This window comes from Rhizobium sp. SJZ105, from assembly GCF_007828365.1.
Classification (GTDB): domain Bacteria; phylum Pseudomonadota; class Alphaproteobacteria; order Rhizobiales; family Rhizobiaceae; genus Agrobacterium; species Agrobacterium tumefaciens.
Genome location: NZ_VIUP01000030.1, coordinates 1 through 11,712, shown reverse-complemented (window position 1 = coordinate 11,712; position 11,712 = coordinate 1). Strand labels below are relative to the sequence as shown.

General features: G+C 53.0%; 15 protein-coding genes and 1 pseudogene. 13 read left to right on the top strand and 3 right to left on the bottom strand.

All coding sequences use genetic code 11. The features are described from left to right. Positions 1–84 precede the first annotated feature (84 nt). The 8 genes and pseudogenes from FB593_RS27185 to FB593_RS27140 all read left to right on the top strand — a co-directional run. Positions 85–576 (top strand): annotated as a pseudogene (locus FB593_RS27185) (IS3 family transposase); the annotation flags it as partial. 519 nt (positions 577–1,095) lie between these two features. Beyond that, positions 1,096–1,566 (top strand): hypothetical protein, encoded by a 471-nt coding sequence (locus FB593_RS27175; protein ID WP_236772214.1) that lies wholly within the window; start codon positions 1,096–1,098, stop codon positions 1,564–1,566. A 1,097-nt stretch (positions 1,567–2,663) separates the two neighbouring features. Next, on the top strand, positions 2,664–3,086 hold the full coding sequence (locus tag FB593_RS27170) for a hypothetical protein (protein WP_065687633.1): 423 nt from the start codon (positions 2,664–2,666) through the stop codon (positions 3,084–3,086). 143 nt (positions 3,087–3,229) lie between these two features. Then, positions 3,230–3,718 carry a GNAT family N-acetyltransferase gene (locus FB593_RS27165; protein WP_041694574.1) on the top strand — a complete coding sequence of 163 codons (489 nt, stop codon included), beginning with the start codon at positions 3,230–3,232 and terminating at the stop codon, positions 3,716–3,718. Positions 3,719–3,869: 151 nt separating this feature from the next. Continuing rightward, positions 3,870–4,568, top strand: coding sequence for a hypothetical protein (locus FB593_RS27160; protein ID WP_162248385.1), 699 nt, complete (start codon positions 3,870–3,872; stop codon positions 4,566–4,568). Positions 4,569–4,890: 322 nt separating this feature from the next. Then, positions 4,891–5,574, top strand: a complete 684-nt coding sequence (locus FB593_RS27150) for a type IV toxin-antitoxin system AbiEi family antitoxin domain-containing protein (RefSeq protein WP_060642214.1) — start codon at positions 4,891–4,893, stop codon at positions 5,572–5,574. Then, positions 5,571–6,413: a nucleotidyl transferase AbiEii/AbiGii toxin family protein gene (locus FB593_RS27145; protein ID WP_013760955.1), complete on the top strand. Its 843-nt coding sequence runs from the start codon at positions 5,571–5,573 to the stop codon at positions 6,411–6,413. The genes FB593_RS27150 and FB593_RS27145 overlap by 4 nt, the downstream gene beginning before the upstream one ends. A gap of 153 nt (positions 6,414–6,566) precedes the next feature. Then, on the top strand, positions 6,567–6,944 hold the full coding sequence (locus FB593_RS27140; RefSeq protein WP_060642215.1) for a hypothetical protein: 378 nt from the start codon (positions 6,567–6,569) through the stop codon (positions 6,942–6,944). A 191-nt stretch (positions 6,945–7,135) separates the two neighbouring features. Here the strand turns inward: FB593_RS27140 and FB593_RS27135 are convergent, their stop codons facing one another. Then, positions 7,136–7,450 carry a DUF6804 family protein gene (locus tag FB593_RS27135; protein ID WP_013760954.1) on the bottom strand — a complete coding sequence of 105 codons (315 nt, stop codon included), beginning with the start codon at positions 7,448–7,450 and terminating at the stop codon, positions 7,136–7,138. Positions 7,451–8,064: 614 nt separating this feature from the next. Here FB593_RS27135 and FB593_RS27125 point away from each other — a divergent pair. The 5 genes from FB593_RS27125 to FB593_RS27105 all read left to right on the top strand — a co-directional run bounded on the left by FB593_RS27125 (position 8,065) and on the right by FB593_RS27105 (position 10,366). After that, complete coding sequence (locus FB593_RS27125) at positions 8,065–8,484, top strand: thermonuclease family protein (RefSeq protein ID WP_236736204.1); 420 nt, start codon at positions 8,065–8,067, stop codon at positions 8,482–8,484. Positions 8,485–8,788: 304 nt separating this feature from the next. Next, positions 8,789–9,055 (top strand): type II toxin-antitoxin system prevent-host-death family antitoxin, encoded by a 267-nt coding sequence (locus tag FB593_RS27120; RefSeq protein ID WP_013760952.1) that lies wholly within the window; start codon positions 8,789–8,791, stop codon positions 9,053–9,055. After that, positions 9,052–9,468, top strand: coding sequence for a hypothetical protein (locus FB593_RS27115; RefSeq protein WP_013760951.1), 417 nt, complete (start codon positions 9,052–9,054; stop codon positions 9,466–9,468). The genes FB593_RS27120 and FB593_RS27115 overlap by 4 nt, the downstream gene beginning before the upstream one ends. A gap of 224 nt (positions 9,469–9,692) precedes the next feature. Continuing rightward, positions 9,693–9,947 carry a type II toxin-antitoxin system Phd/YefM family antitoxin gene (locus FB593_RS27110; protein ID WP_013760950.1) on the top strand — a complete coding sequence of 85 codons (255 nt, stop codon included), beginning with the start codon at positions 9,693–9,695 and terminating at the stop codon, positions 9,945–9,947. Continuing rightward, a complete protein-coding gene (locus FB593_RS27105) occupies positions 9,944–10,366 on the top strand; it encodes a type II toxin-antitoxin system VapC family toxin (protein ID WP_013760949.1) in 423 nt (140 codons plus the stop codon). Before FB593_RS27110 ends, FB593_RS27105 begins: the two co-directional genes overlap by 4 nt. 126 nt (positions 10,367–10,492) lie before the next feature. Here FB593_RS27105 and FB593_RS27100 read toward each other — a convergent pair whose 3' ends face one another. Next, a complete protein-coding gene (locus tag FB593_RS27100; protein WP_003518904.1) occupies positions 10,493–10,897 on the bottom strand; it encodes a hypothetical protein in 405 nt (134 codons plus the stop codon). A gap of 46 nt (positions 10,898–10,943) precedes the next feature. Then, positions 10,944–11,162, bottom strand: a complete 219-nt coding sequence (locus FB593_RS27095) for a hypothetical protein (protein ID WP_013760948.1) — start codon at positions 11,160–11,162, stop codon at positions 10,944–10,946. Between the last annotated feature and the right edge of the window lie 550 nt (positions 11,163–11,712).

Here is an 11,712-nt window from a genome sequence, read left to right as displayed (position 1 = left end):
CCATGGGCCAAGCTTGAATAGAGAGCCGTATGCGCTGAAAGGTGCACGTACGGTTCGGGGAGGAGAAGTGCTTCTGCGCTTCTTACTCCACTCGCCACCTGGCAGGGTTTCGTCTACGTGGCCTTTGTCATCGACGTCTTCGCTCGTCGCATCGTCGGCTGGCGGGCAAGCCGGACAGCACATGCGAGCTTCGTCCTCGATGCGCTGGAGCAGGCACTTCATGATCGGCGTCCCGCTCATGGCAGCGGCCTCGTGCATCACTCGGATCGCGGCGTTCAATACGTGTCCATTCGGTATTCCGAGCGATTGGCAGAAGCTGGCATCGAGCCGTCTGTCGGAAGCGTCGGCGACAGTTACGACAACGCCCTCGCTGAGACGATCAACGGTCTCTACAAGGCCGAAGTCATTCATCGACGTGGACCATGGCGCAGCTTCGAGGCGGTGGAATTCGCCACCTTGGAATGGGTCGATTGGTTCAATCATCGACGGCTTCTGGAGCCTATCGGGAATATACCGCCAGCCGAAGCCGAGGACCGGTATTACGCCATGCTGGACGAACCAGCCATGGCCGCATAACTTAAACGAAACGGCCTCCGGCAAACCCGGAGCGGTTCACACTTGTATCAATTCCGACTCCTCAACTGGTCTGGCTTACGCCCAGACGACGGATCTCTCTGCAGACGGTGGAACGCCCAAGCCCAAGCCCAAGCTGCCGGGCTGCCTCCGTATACTGGGAGATGCGCCGTCTCTAGATGGTGGTCGATCCCACGCAACATGTGGTCGAGGGGGACGTGATCATCAATGCACAAGTCGCAGAAGAGCAGCGCCGGAGCTGTCTGGCATCCCATCATCGCTCAACCCTCGGCAAATCAGTGCGACGATTGAATCACGACATCGGTGGGCCAGCAATGCCGATCTTCCAAATCGCGACCGAACGCAGTCCCGCATTGTGAGGTCGATGGATTTCAACTTTATCCTGTGTAATGGTCTGCCCAAGTCCTACAAAATTCTGATTTAGCCGAGTTCATTTTGATGCCCCATAACCATAGTCAAATCCGCTTAGAAAGTTGCCTTCAGGTACTGGTGGGGTTGCCATTGAGTATTGCCCGCAACGCTGCGGACATGAAGATTTTGCATTTTGGGGAGATTCAGCCGCATCCTTCAGGCCGAGGAACTGTCGGTCCTTACGCACTACATATTCAATGCCCGTGGCGTCTGGTTTCTAAGGATACAGTATTTACGGGGACATCGGATCGCTTTGTCGGTCCTGTTGAAGGAACAGAGGTAGATGATCACGATCCTAGATCGGGAAACCTGCAACTTATCAGGATTGCATCGCTTCTGAAAGGATACGACGAGACAACCAAGTCCTTCGTGAACACCGCAGAGCAACTCGTCGTTATAGCGGCCTATGCAGACAACCTTGGTGGGGCTGACTTGCTGCTCTCCGGCGATTACCGCCTCCAAATTTTCCCAGACGGCTCGCTTGAAGAGGATTGGCGCTTTGTCGAGTTGCAGGGTCGTCATATCGTGATCGAAGGCGGCCGCGTACGGATCGACGAATAGCAATCTGACCACGGCAGCCACTGGCGCGAGTTTTCAACGGTATCCGCCAAGAGCGGTCATTCAGTCGCCGCGAGCAAAATTTGTGCTAATTGCGATTTGTTGCTGTTCGAGAGGCTGCTATGACTTAGGCATGGCAAACGGTGTTCTCAGATTCTTCTTCGATTATGGTGCTGGTGGCTGCTTGTGGGCTGGTGATACTGCAACACGCGAAAGGCTCGGTCTAGGGCCTGTCGAGGCGTCGCTCTTTGATCTCGAAGGGCGACATTGCCAACCTGCGCGCGTGGAGCTATCTCACTTAGCTCAAAATTTGACAGATCAACTGGACTTCGAGCACTCAGGCTATCTTAATCCTTTGTATCCGCCCGATCCAAGCCTTTGGACTCAGTCGCTGTGTGATCATTTCAACGCAAATGTAGACAGGTAACTAGCGCTTTTACGCCACGAATTGGGTAAGGACTTCGACATCTTGGATGAACAAATTCGCTACGAAGAAGATCCTCAACTTGACGAATATTTGGCCATTAATCCGGGGCTTTCTAAACTAAATGAAATCACGCTTCCGACTGTCCGCTAAGGGCTGAGAGGCGTCTTCCGCTTCGCGCCCATTGCGGTCATGGGGCATCAAGTACTTCGGTCAACCTGGTAAGCAGATTTTCGACTTCATCGCGATTCGCTCCCATTCGAGTTTCGAACTCTGGCAGGGAAAGACCATTGCAAACTTCATTCAAGGCTTGGTGTAAAATTTTTGCTTCTGATCGTGAGAACGCTATGTGTATCGGTTGACTATGTGACTCCATCGGGTTTCCCTGCGTTGGATTAAGGCGATTATCGTCCGCCGGCCTTGTCTCACACTTTTTTGGAAGTCTGCATAGGGCCGACTGCGGTCTTCCGCTTCGCGCCATAGCGGAAAAAAGCCCATCGTTGTTGATAAGCCTTGAGCAACGTTGGGTCTATAGATAGCTGTATGTCTGCGACGAACGAGGCATGTTGTGAATAGATATAACTGCACAGCCCTTTGGCTGGTGACATCTTTCGCGGTTTTATTCGGCAGTTTAGAGCCATCCCACGCCATGCAACCTTGTCCGCCTAGAGCGGAAATGCGCCGAAACGCGCAGATCATTGTCGAAGCTCGATTGAGGTCGCTGTTCATCGGCGATTCTGGGTTGGTTGTAACCGACAAGTTTCCGAACCGGATGATTCGCGCTGAACTCGAAATCAAACGCGTCATCAAGGGGACGTTTGCAGAAGAGGAAGCTGTTGCCATTGGCTTCGCGTGGCCGCCAGGGCCTTATCACGCACTCACCCTGATGGCGATGGTCTATGGCGATAGTGATGAGCGCGATACGTTTGAGCTGGAGCTTGCTCGCTACGACATAAATGAGAACTTCGGCATCTACCCTCTGAATTCTTGCATATACTACAAGTTTCCAGACGAAGTCGAGGAGCAAACCGGTTGGAAAGAAGATCCCCCCAGATCCACAAACGGCCCGCTCGTTGATTCCACTCCGCTCTATCCGTGAACGGCCGCTTCGGGCCGACTGCGGTCTTCCGCTTCGCGCCAAGAGCAGACGTCGGTAGCTTTACGCCCGAAGCGCTCAGAACTTGACGATTCGCGCCGTTTACCTGAACCTTTCGATAAGTGAGTCGTGCGGTAAAGTCTCCGATGATAGAAGTGCGACCGGCAAAATCAGAAGAACTTCCGGAACTGGCGGCGATCGGTCTGGCCTCTTGGCGAAAGGGTATCCTACCGCTGGTTAATGCCGAAGTTGCTTCACGCATTGAAAGCAACAACCCGTTTATTCCGTTCCTGAAGGAGCAGGGTGAGAACATCCTCGTCGCTTCGGTTGACGGAGTATTGGCAGGGCTAGGTGCTTCTGAAGATCGTGACAATCATATCAGTGACATCTGGGTGGCTCCAGAGAATGAAGGAAAAGGAGTGGGGTCAGCCCTCATTGCTGCCCTTGAAGAGCGATTCAGAGCGGCAGCCTTCGCTGAAGCGACGATAAGCGTATCTGCTGATAACGCCCGGGCGCTCGGCTTGTACCTACACCTAGGTTACCATGAAACTTGGCGCGGTTTCGCTCATGATCCGATCCTCGACACGACGCTAGAAAAGATTTCGTTGGCAAAGGCAATCGGGTCGAGCGGGTGATCGCCCGCAATGGGCCGACGACCGCTTCGGGCCAAAACCGGACGTAGGTGCACACGTGTATGAACGACCTGTGTCGAGCCATTTCTCCTGTATGATGACAGGAGACGAGGACGCTTAAAGCGGACTTTGCAGGCGACAGGTGTGTTGGGGCATGTCTGTCGCAGCTTTTGCGCAGACATCAACCGCTACCGTCAGGGATTTCCCGGAGATTTGCATGAGACATTTTAGACTTGTTTATCAGAGCTATCCGCTCGACCTTGCAGTCCAGGAACCGTGGATCACCCTGCGAGCCACAAGTGGATCCTGGCCCGGTCAAACATTGGAGGACTACATCGGTCTTGACCTGAAAATGAAATCTCCGAAATTCTTCTTCGATCCCAACAATGACCCCGAAGATGACGTCGCCCAGTGGTTGAACCCGGGTCTGGATACACAGTGGCTGAAAATTCCCTTGAAGCACTTTAAGAACCGTGATTTTCGCAGCCTCGAAGAAATCCGGGTAGATTTTCAAGGCGAGGGAACTCAAAACCCTTTGATTGGGGAGAGTTGGTGGGAAGCTCCCGGCCTTATCACCACCTACAGCGATGAATTCTTCGCCCGTGCGGCAATCTCCATTCGTCACAACGGTGGTGGCACGTTTTCGGTTCAGCTTTCTGGCACCTCTCAGTTCGACACCGCCTTTGATATAGCCTTCAGTGCTCCCCTGACCGTCAAGCTGATCGGATATCGCAACTCGGCGACCCAAGATGATCTTTTGGGCTGGTTCGACCGCTTTCTCAAAAAAGACGACTTCACTTTCACGCCGCTGCAACGAGGTGAAGACCTCTATCTCGATGGTGTGGTCAAATAACCGCCGTGCCAATCGCCCTTAGCGCTTCAAGTTCGAGGAGCATAGAGGTGGCTCGGTTTGTTTGAACAGTTTCGGGCGTTTCACTAAGTGGATTTCCGCCTCGATTATGCAGCCACCATCATTGATGCCAGCGCGTTGAAGCAGGCCATTTTGTCCTATCCTGATCATAGCATTTCATTTCTAGTCTACGGGGAGTTGAACTCCAATCGGACAATCCGAAACAAGTATCTAAGAACGAGTGGTTGAGCGTCGGGTGGTGGAAGCCCTTCAACTATCTTTTAAAAATTCTTGAAACTTTCACAAATTGGAAGTATCAATAATTATGTCTTCGTTGGTGGACCAGATTTCTGCAGCCGGATTGGCTGATCGTTTTCTAAATGACCGGCAACTCGCCGAGTTGCTGGGCGGCAGTGACGCGCGCCGTTATGGCCTTGTCAACCGCGCTTTGAAAGACGGGTCCCTCATCCGCCTGAAGCGTGGTTGTTATGTGCTGGCGCGACGCTATCGACGTGACCCGGTTCATCCGTTTTCCGTCGCCCAAAACCTCGTGCCGGGCAGCTATATCTCTTTCGAAACAGCACTGTCGTTCCATGGATGGATTCCAGAGGCGGTGTTTGTTACCGCCAGTGTTTCACCTGGACGCAAAAGCCAGGATTTCTCGACGCCCGGGTTCGGGACCTTCAGCTATCATCCCCTGGCGATCAACGATTATCGGTTCATGACGAGTGTTGACCGTGTTCCGCTCAACGGCTCGATTGCGTTCGTTGCCCGACCTCTTCGGGCACTTATGGATCTGGTAGCGCTTCGCAAGGTGGAGTGGAGCGGGCTTGAATGGCTGACGATTGGTATGAGGATCGAGGAAGATGCCCTTTTCGGATTGCGACGCAAGGATTTTACTGGATTGAAGCCTGTGTACAAGCACAAGGCTGCGAATGCCTTTCTCCGGGCGCTGGAAGGCGCGGTGATGCCTTTGGGGCGTCTGCCTGATCTTGAGGTCAGGGCATGATTGAAATTATCCAGGACAAGCTTCGGCAATATGGCGCGGAGAGTGCGATAGAGGAAGAGAATGCCGTCAAGGAGATACTCCAGGAGGTCGTACTCTACGCTTTGTGGCGAGGAGATTTTTTCGATGTGGCTCTTTTTCAGGGTGGTACAAGCCTTCGCATTCTTCATGGCCTGCCGCGTTTTTCCGAGGACCTCGATTTTCTTTTGCGGGCTCCCGACACGGGTTTCAACTGGTCTCCTTATCTCAAGGTTCTGACGGATGTTGTCAGCCAGTTCGGGCTGAAACTGGAGGCACATCCGAAGGTGCGGATGGATACGGCGATCCGGCAGGCTGTTATCAAGGATGATTCTATCGCGAGGCAGCTGGATCTGTCGTTTGCCGGAAGAGGCAGAGCCAAAACAATTCGTATCAAGCTTGAGATCGACGTTAATCCGCCTGCGGGATCGGGTGAGGCAACTACCTACCTTGATTTTCCGGCTGATTATGAGGTCCGCCACCAGGATTTGCCTTCCAATTTTGCGCTCAAGATACACGCTCTGCTATGTCGTGGTTTTCTCAAGGGGCGTGATTGGTTTGACTTCTCCTGGTATGTGTCTCGCAGCGTTTCGCCGAATCTGGACCTGTTGCGCAATGCGCTGATGCAGGCCGGTCCATGGGCGGGAGATGAGACTGTCCATGTAGATGCTGCCTGGCTGAAAACGGCTCTTTCAGAAACGATCAAACGTATCGACTGGAAAGAGGCTGCCGGGGATGTTCGGCGGTTTCTTCGTCCAGCTGAGCGTAAATCCACGGATCTTTGGAGTGATCGTTTTTTTCTTGCCAAGCTGGAAAAGCTTTGAAGCTTCCCGATATTCTTGTGTTCGTAGAAGGCAGGAAGGACGGACGCTGGGAAGCATTCACCCGCTTTTTTCGACGACGGCAGGCTGTGTCTGACGAACAACGCCGCCTGTACATTGTGCGTGTTGTGCTTTGACTTTTGGGGATTGAATTGAATGAGGACAGCTTTACTTCTCTGTGCCGCCGTGATGACACTGGCTGGATGCCAGACTCCGGCACCGCAATCTGTTTTGGATTCGCAACGTCCGCCGTCCAGACCGATTAAACGTGACTATTTAGACGCCATGCGCGGAACTATCAAAGCCGGTGATTTTACGAAAGCCGAGATTTCGAGCGTAGTGCTGCTCGATCCTCAAAAGCAGATTTACGCTTTTTGCACGCGAACGGCGGAACGTTCCAATCCCGATTGGTCGTATATTGGCGTAGCCGTGTACAAGAATTTGGGCGTTGACTCCTCAAAGGACGACTATCGCTGCCGTGACAAGCGGTTGCGGTACTATAATTTTCCTGAGTTGCTGAACATGAAATTCTGATGGACCCCGGCAGGCAGCGCTTAGCTCCTTTCGTGCCACCTGTTGCCTGCCGCGGAGATTGCAAGGCCAGCTTCGATGCTCGTGCAGTCGAACGCGGCGGGGTTGTACTAATCTGCAAGCGTGGCTGAGTTGGGCCTCCAGGCAACGCACCGCAACGACTGAGGTGAACGTCAAACCGTGGTCGCGCGCCCTTACTCGCCGAGTTTCGTTGTCGAAAATTTCCAGTAAGCGGCAAATACACCAGCGCCGAGTAGATCAAGGATGAACCACGACGACCGGCTGAAATGCACGGGGATAAACGGGTTGAACAGCAATCCCACGCAAATGAAGCCGAAGACCCACCCCGTGAACGCGCCGTGCTTCTCGTACTCGATGTAAGCGAAGAACGCCGCAAATGCCGTGATGCCGAGGCGCAGCAGCGTGTAGTAGCCGTAGGACAACGGCAATACAGCAATCACCAATGCTACTGCTGGAACGAGGATGATGTGGCGTGGAAACGTTGTCATGTAAGCCCCCAAACATGTCTGTGAATAATCGTATATTAGACAGATACAAGTTTTGAAAACGAGATATACAACCTGTTGTAGAATTCGCGAAGGTGGTTCTTGTGTATTACCAGCACATTCAGGGACCCGGCAGACGCGGTGGACTACGGTATGGGCCGGGAAGCACGACGCTCGGTCTTTCCGGTGTCGCACACCATGCTGCTGCGCTCCGGGCCCTTGGGCGCTGCGAAGCTGCTGCCCTGGCTTGCCAATGTCGGCCTGCCTGGGTGCATAGCTGTCGACATCATTCTGTCTCCCGACAGGCTTCCTTCGTTATCATGCATGAAAGCCCCCCGGTGGTGTTTAACTTCTGACCGCTGGGTTCCCTAAAATTGCAGCAATCCCGTTGTCGGTTGCATTAACTCGTCGATGCTATCGTGGGTATGAGCGGAGCATGGGGTATAATGGCTAAAGTTGTGCAATTCAGATCGCGGCAGACGTCACGATCGAGGTCAGGCAGTTCGTTTGTTATGCTCGTTGTGCTTGGCATGCTGGCGAGTTTCCTCGTAGGCGCAGGCATATCCTATTACGTAATCGATCACAGACCGTCTTTTCAGCCAGATCTGGAAGCAAAAGTGCGCGATATAACATCGCGTTCGCGAGACCCGCAAAACGCGGGACAAGACATCCTTTCGACGGCATCTCCGGTCGCGTCCTACCGGAGATGCAGCGGGAGCGTCCGTGTCAATTGCATTGTCGATGGAGATACGCTGTGGACTGGTGGCGTCAAGGTTCGCATTGCCGATATCGATGCGCCAGAAATCGGTAAACCACAGTGCGCGTCTGAAAAAGCGCTTGGGGAGCGTGCAACTGTACGGCTGATGGAACTGGTCAATTCTGGTGCTTTTACCATGCAGTCCTGGCCCGGTCGCGACGAGGACAGGTATGGACGAAAGCTGAGGGTACTTTTGAAAGATGGCCGTTCGATCGGCGATATCCTCGTATCTGAGGGACTTGCCCGGACATGGACAGGCAAAAGGCAGCCATGGTGCTGATTAATCTGTGCGGACTGCAGCTGAATTCTGCCGCCTCGTTGATCGTCCTCTCAGGCAGCGTGTGCGCCGCAAATGAAGTTCAAGCCAATCCAGCAGATGAAGGTTTATCTGAATCTGGAAGGGCTGCGCCCATGAGGCATGCGAAACTTCAAAAAAATGGAATGATCAGGAGTTTTAGTGGTCCCGTGGCGTCATTAATGCGCATAATCAATGCAGCATTTACAGCATTTACAGCATTGCTGTATTTTATGGATTTCCTTTTTTGGCTGTGCTATCGTTGCGACGGAAGACGGGAGTATAATCGATGGCAAGCTCAGGTAATTCTTACACGACGAGTGATCTTTCTAGGAAGTCCGGTGATATCATCGCCGAGGCACTTCGCCATCCGGTGACGATCACCCAGCGCAACAAACCTCGTCTGGTCCTTCTTAATATTGAGGATTATGAACGTTTGATGCGGCAGTCTGATCTGCGCGCGGTAGGCACTATCGATAATATGTCTGACGCTTTGTTGGACGAGTTTGAGGCGGCAGTCGAGGCTTATGCGGAAACGGAAGAGATGGTTCGGTGAGCGGTTTCGATGACATCGAGACTGCAGTCGTAATCCGCTACCCTTATCTGTGGAGCCGGGAGGCTTCGCTCGGTGAAACCGAAGGTCGGAAGGGTCGACCCGTTGTTGTTGGCGTGAGGCTCGCCCGTGCGGACGGCGACATGGTTCTGTTCTTTCCCATCACGACAAAGCAGCCGGAAACTGATCGTTTTTCTATTGAGATCCCAGCGATTGAAAAGCGCCGGGCCGGTCTTGATGCAGATATGCGGCTCTGGATCATTCTGGATGAGTATAACAGCGATATTATCGGACATTCTTTCTATCTGGAGCCGGAGCCTCCTGTGGGGCGGTTCAGCAAGGCTTTTTTTCTCCCCGTTCTTCGGGAGTTTATTGCGCGTCGTCGGTCATCCAGCGAGGTTTACCGCGCCCGATAAATAACCGGGCGATGTTCGCGCTACGGGCCTGGTGGGATTGCCGTTTGAACCGCGGTCCCGTGCAGAAGCGAGATCCGGTGCACTACCGCCCATAAGATGGTGACGGTCAACGGGATAGCAACGCAGACCAATACCGCGACGCGCCTGATGTCCTGGTCATGTGAGTGTTGCAGTCAGGCTGAATGCGGGCTATATGTAGGCATGTACCTACATGGAGGCTTCGTATGAGTATGACAAGTTTTTCCAGCCGTGAGGTCAATCACGATGTCAGCAAGGCAAAGAAAGCCGCTCAGGCGGGACCTGTGATCATCACCGATCGTGGCAAGCCTTCTCATGTGTTAATGACGTACAGCGAGTTCGAGCGCCTCACCGGAAGGCGCCGCAACCTTGTCGACGCACTGTCAATGTTCGGACTGTCGAAGACTGACCTTGATATCCCAAGAGCGGAAATTGTTACCCGCGAGATTGATCTGTCTTGAAGTACCTGCTCGACACGAACGTTGTTTCCGAGCTGCGCAAGGCTGGAGACGGCAAGGCAGATGCAAACGTCACTCGCTGGGTCAGCGCGCAGGATTCGAGTGATCTGTTTATTTCTGCGATCACGATCCTTGAGATTGAACGCGGCATATTGAGCCTCCAGCGCCGTGATGGTTCCCAGGGAGCTCTCTTGCGGAAATGGATGGATGACCGTGTCCGTCCTGAATTCGAGGGCCGTATTCTTCCCATCGATGATGCCGTAGTAACACGTTGCGCCCATCTGCATATCCCGGACCGTCGCAACGAGGCCGATGCCTTGATCGCCTCGACGGCGCTTGTTCACAACCTGACCGTTGTTACGCGCAACGTACGGGATTTCGACGGTACCGGCGCTATCGTTGTCGATCCGTGGCAGGGCTGATTTTTTGGGAACACACTCGTGCACATCCTTCTGCCGCCGCCAGTTCAGTAGCAGCGGACATGAGCAGGTTGGTTTCCTGTGCACGAGGGCTCGTGCTGCTGGACCGGGGTGTCTTCAAGCCGGCCCTTACACGCCTTTTATGATGTCGCAGATGCCCTTGCGGATGACATCCTTGTCGGCGATCTGTCCTGCCTGAATGTTGAAAACAGCATCGATCCGGACAGCTGCGCCTTTCTGGCGGGCGACAACGCGCAGCGTCTGAATCCTGCCACTTCCGCTGGTTTCCTGGTGGGCATCGATTGACGACAGTGCCTTGTTGATCTGGATACCTGAGAAACCTTCTGCTGCGACGGCCTGGGCTAGCTTTTGAAGGACAGCGGGTGCTTTGGCTTTCGGCAGTTCCTGAAAGGATTTGTAAGAGACAGCCGTGACCATCGGCACACCTGAGACTGTGAAGTTTTTCTCGCACGATGCTGCGAAAGCCGGGCTGGAGACGGTGATCAGACCGAGAATTGCGATGGCATGTTTCATATTGCGTAATCCGGTTGTTGGTGAAGGTTTTCAGCTGTTGGCCGCATCATAATGTCGACCGTTTTCCTCTGTAGGTTGATGGCGGCGGTAATGCTTCATGGGCTTGCGCAAGCGTTTCCAGCCATGTTGCGAGGCCATCGGGAACTGCATCGTTGCCGGCTTCCAGCGCCTCGATCCATGAGAGTTCACATTGCAAGGCAGAGGCAATATTGATTGGCGTCCAGCGGATCACCCGCAGGCATTCATTAAAGCGTTCTGGCGACATGATGATTTGTTATGTTCCCCGTATTTTCGCGCAGAGGCTCCCTCACGCAGCCGCGATAGTCAATCATTTTGTGCAACTTTTGATAGGCTGAACGATCCGTATTTAGCCTGCGATTCTATCGCGACGAGGGCAGTACGCGCTGCAGGATGCGCAGGCGGAATATTATACCTGCGTTATCGCCATTAATACATATATTTTTATATTTATACTTGCTAATTGGAATGAATTTTCACTTAGGTGGAGTAAGGTGAGGAGAATGGGTGGTTGGGTGAAGATTAGACCAGCAGTGGAGGGTATCTGTAAAACATATAATTTATTCAGGTGAGCGCACAAAACATATAAATAATTATAAACCGGTCACATTAAGGGGAGGATGGGGATTTGATTTGTTTTGCACGCGAATAATTTTGGACAGCTATAACCATGTGATTTTATATATGTTTTTACAACGAGGTGGATTTATTTATATGGGGAACCGGAAGGAATCTGATTGGGAAGTGGATTGAAAGGGCGATGAAAATTAGCGGCGATCGATTACAATAACAATATC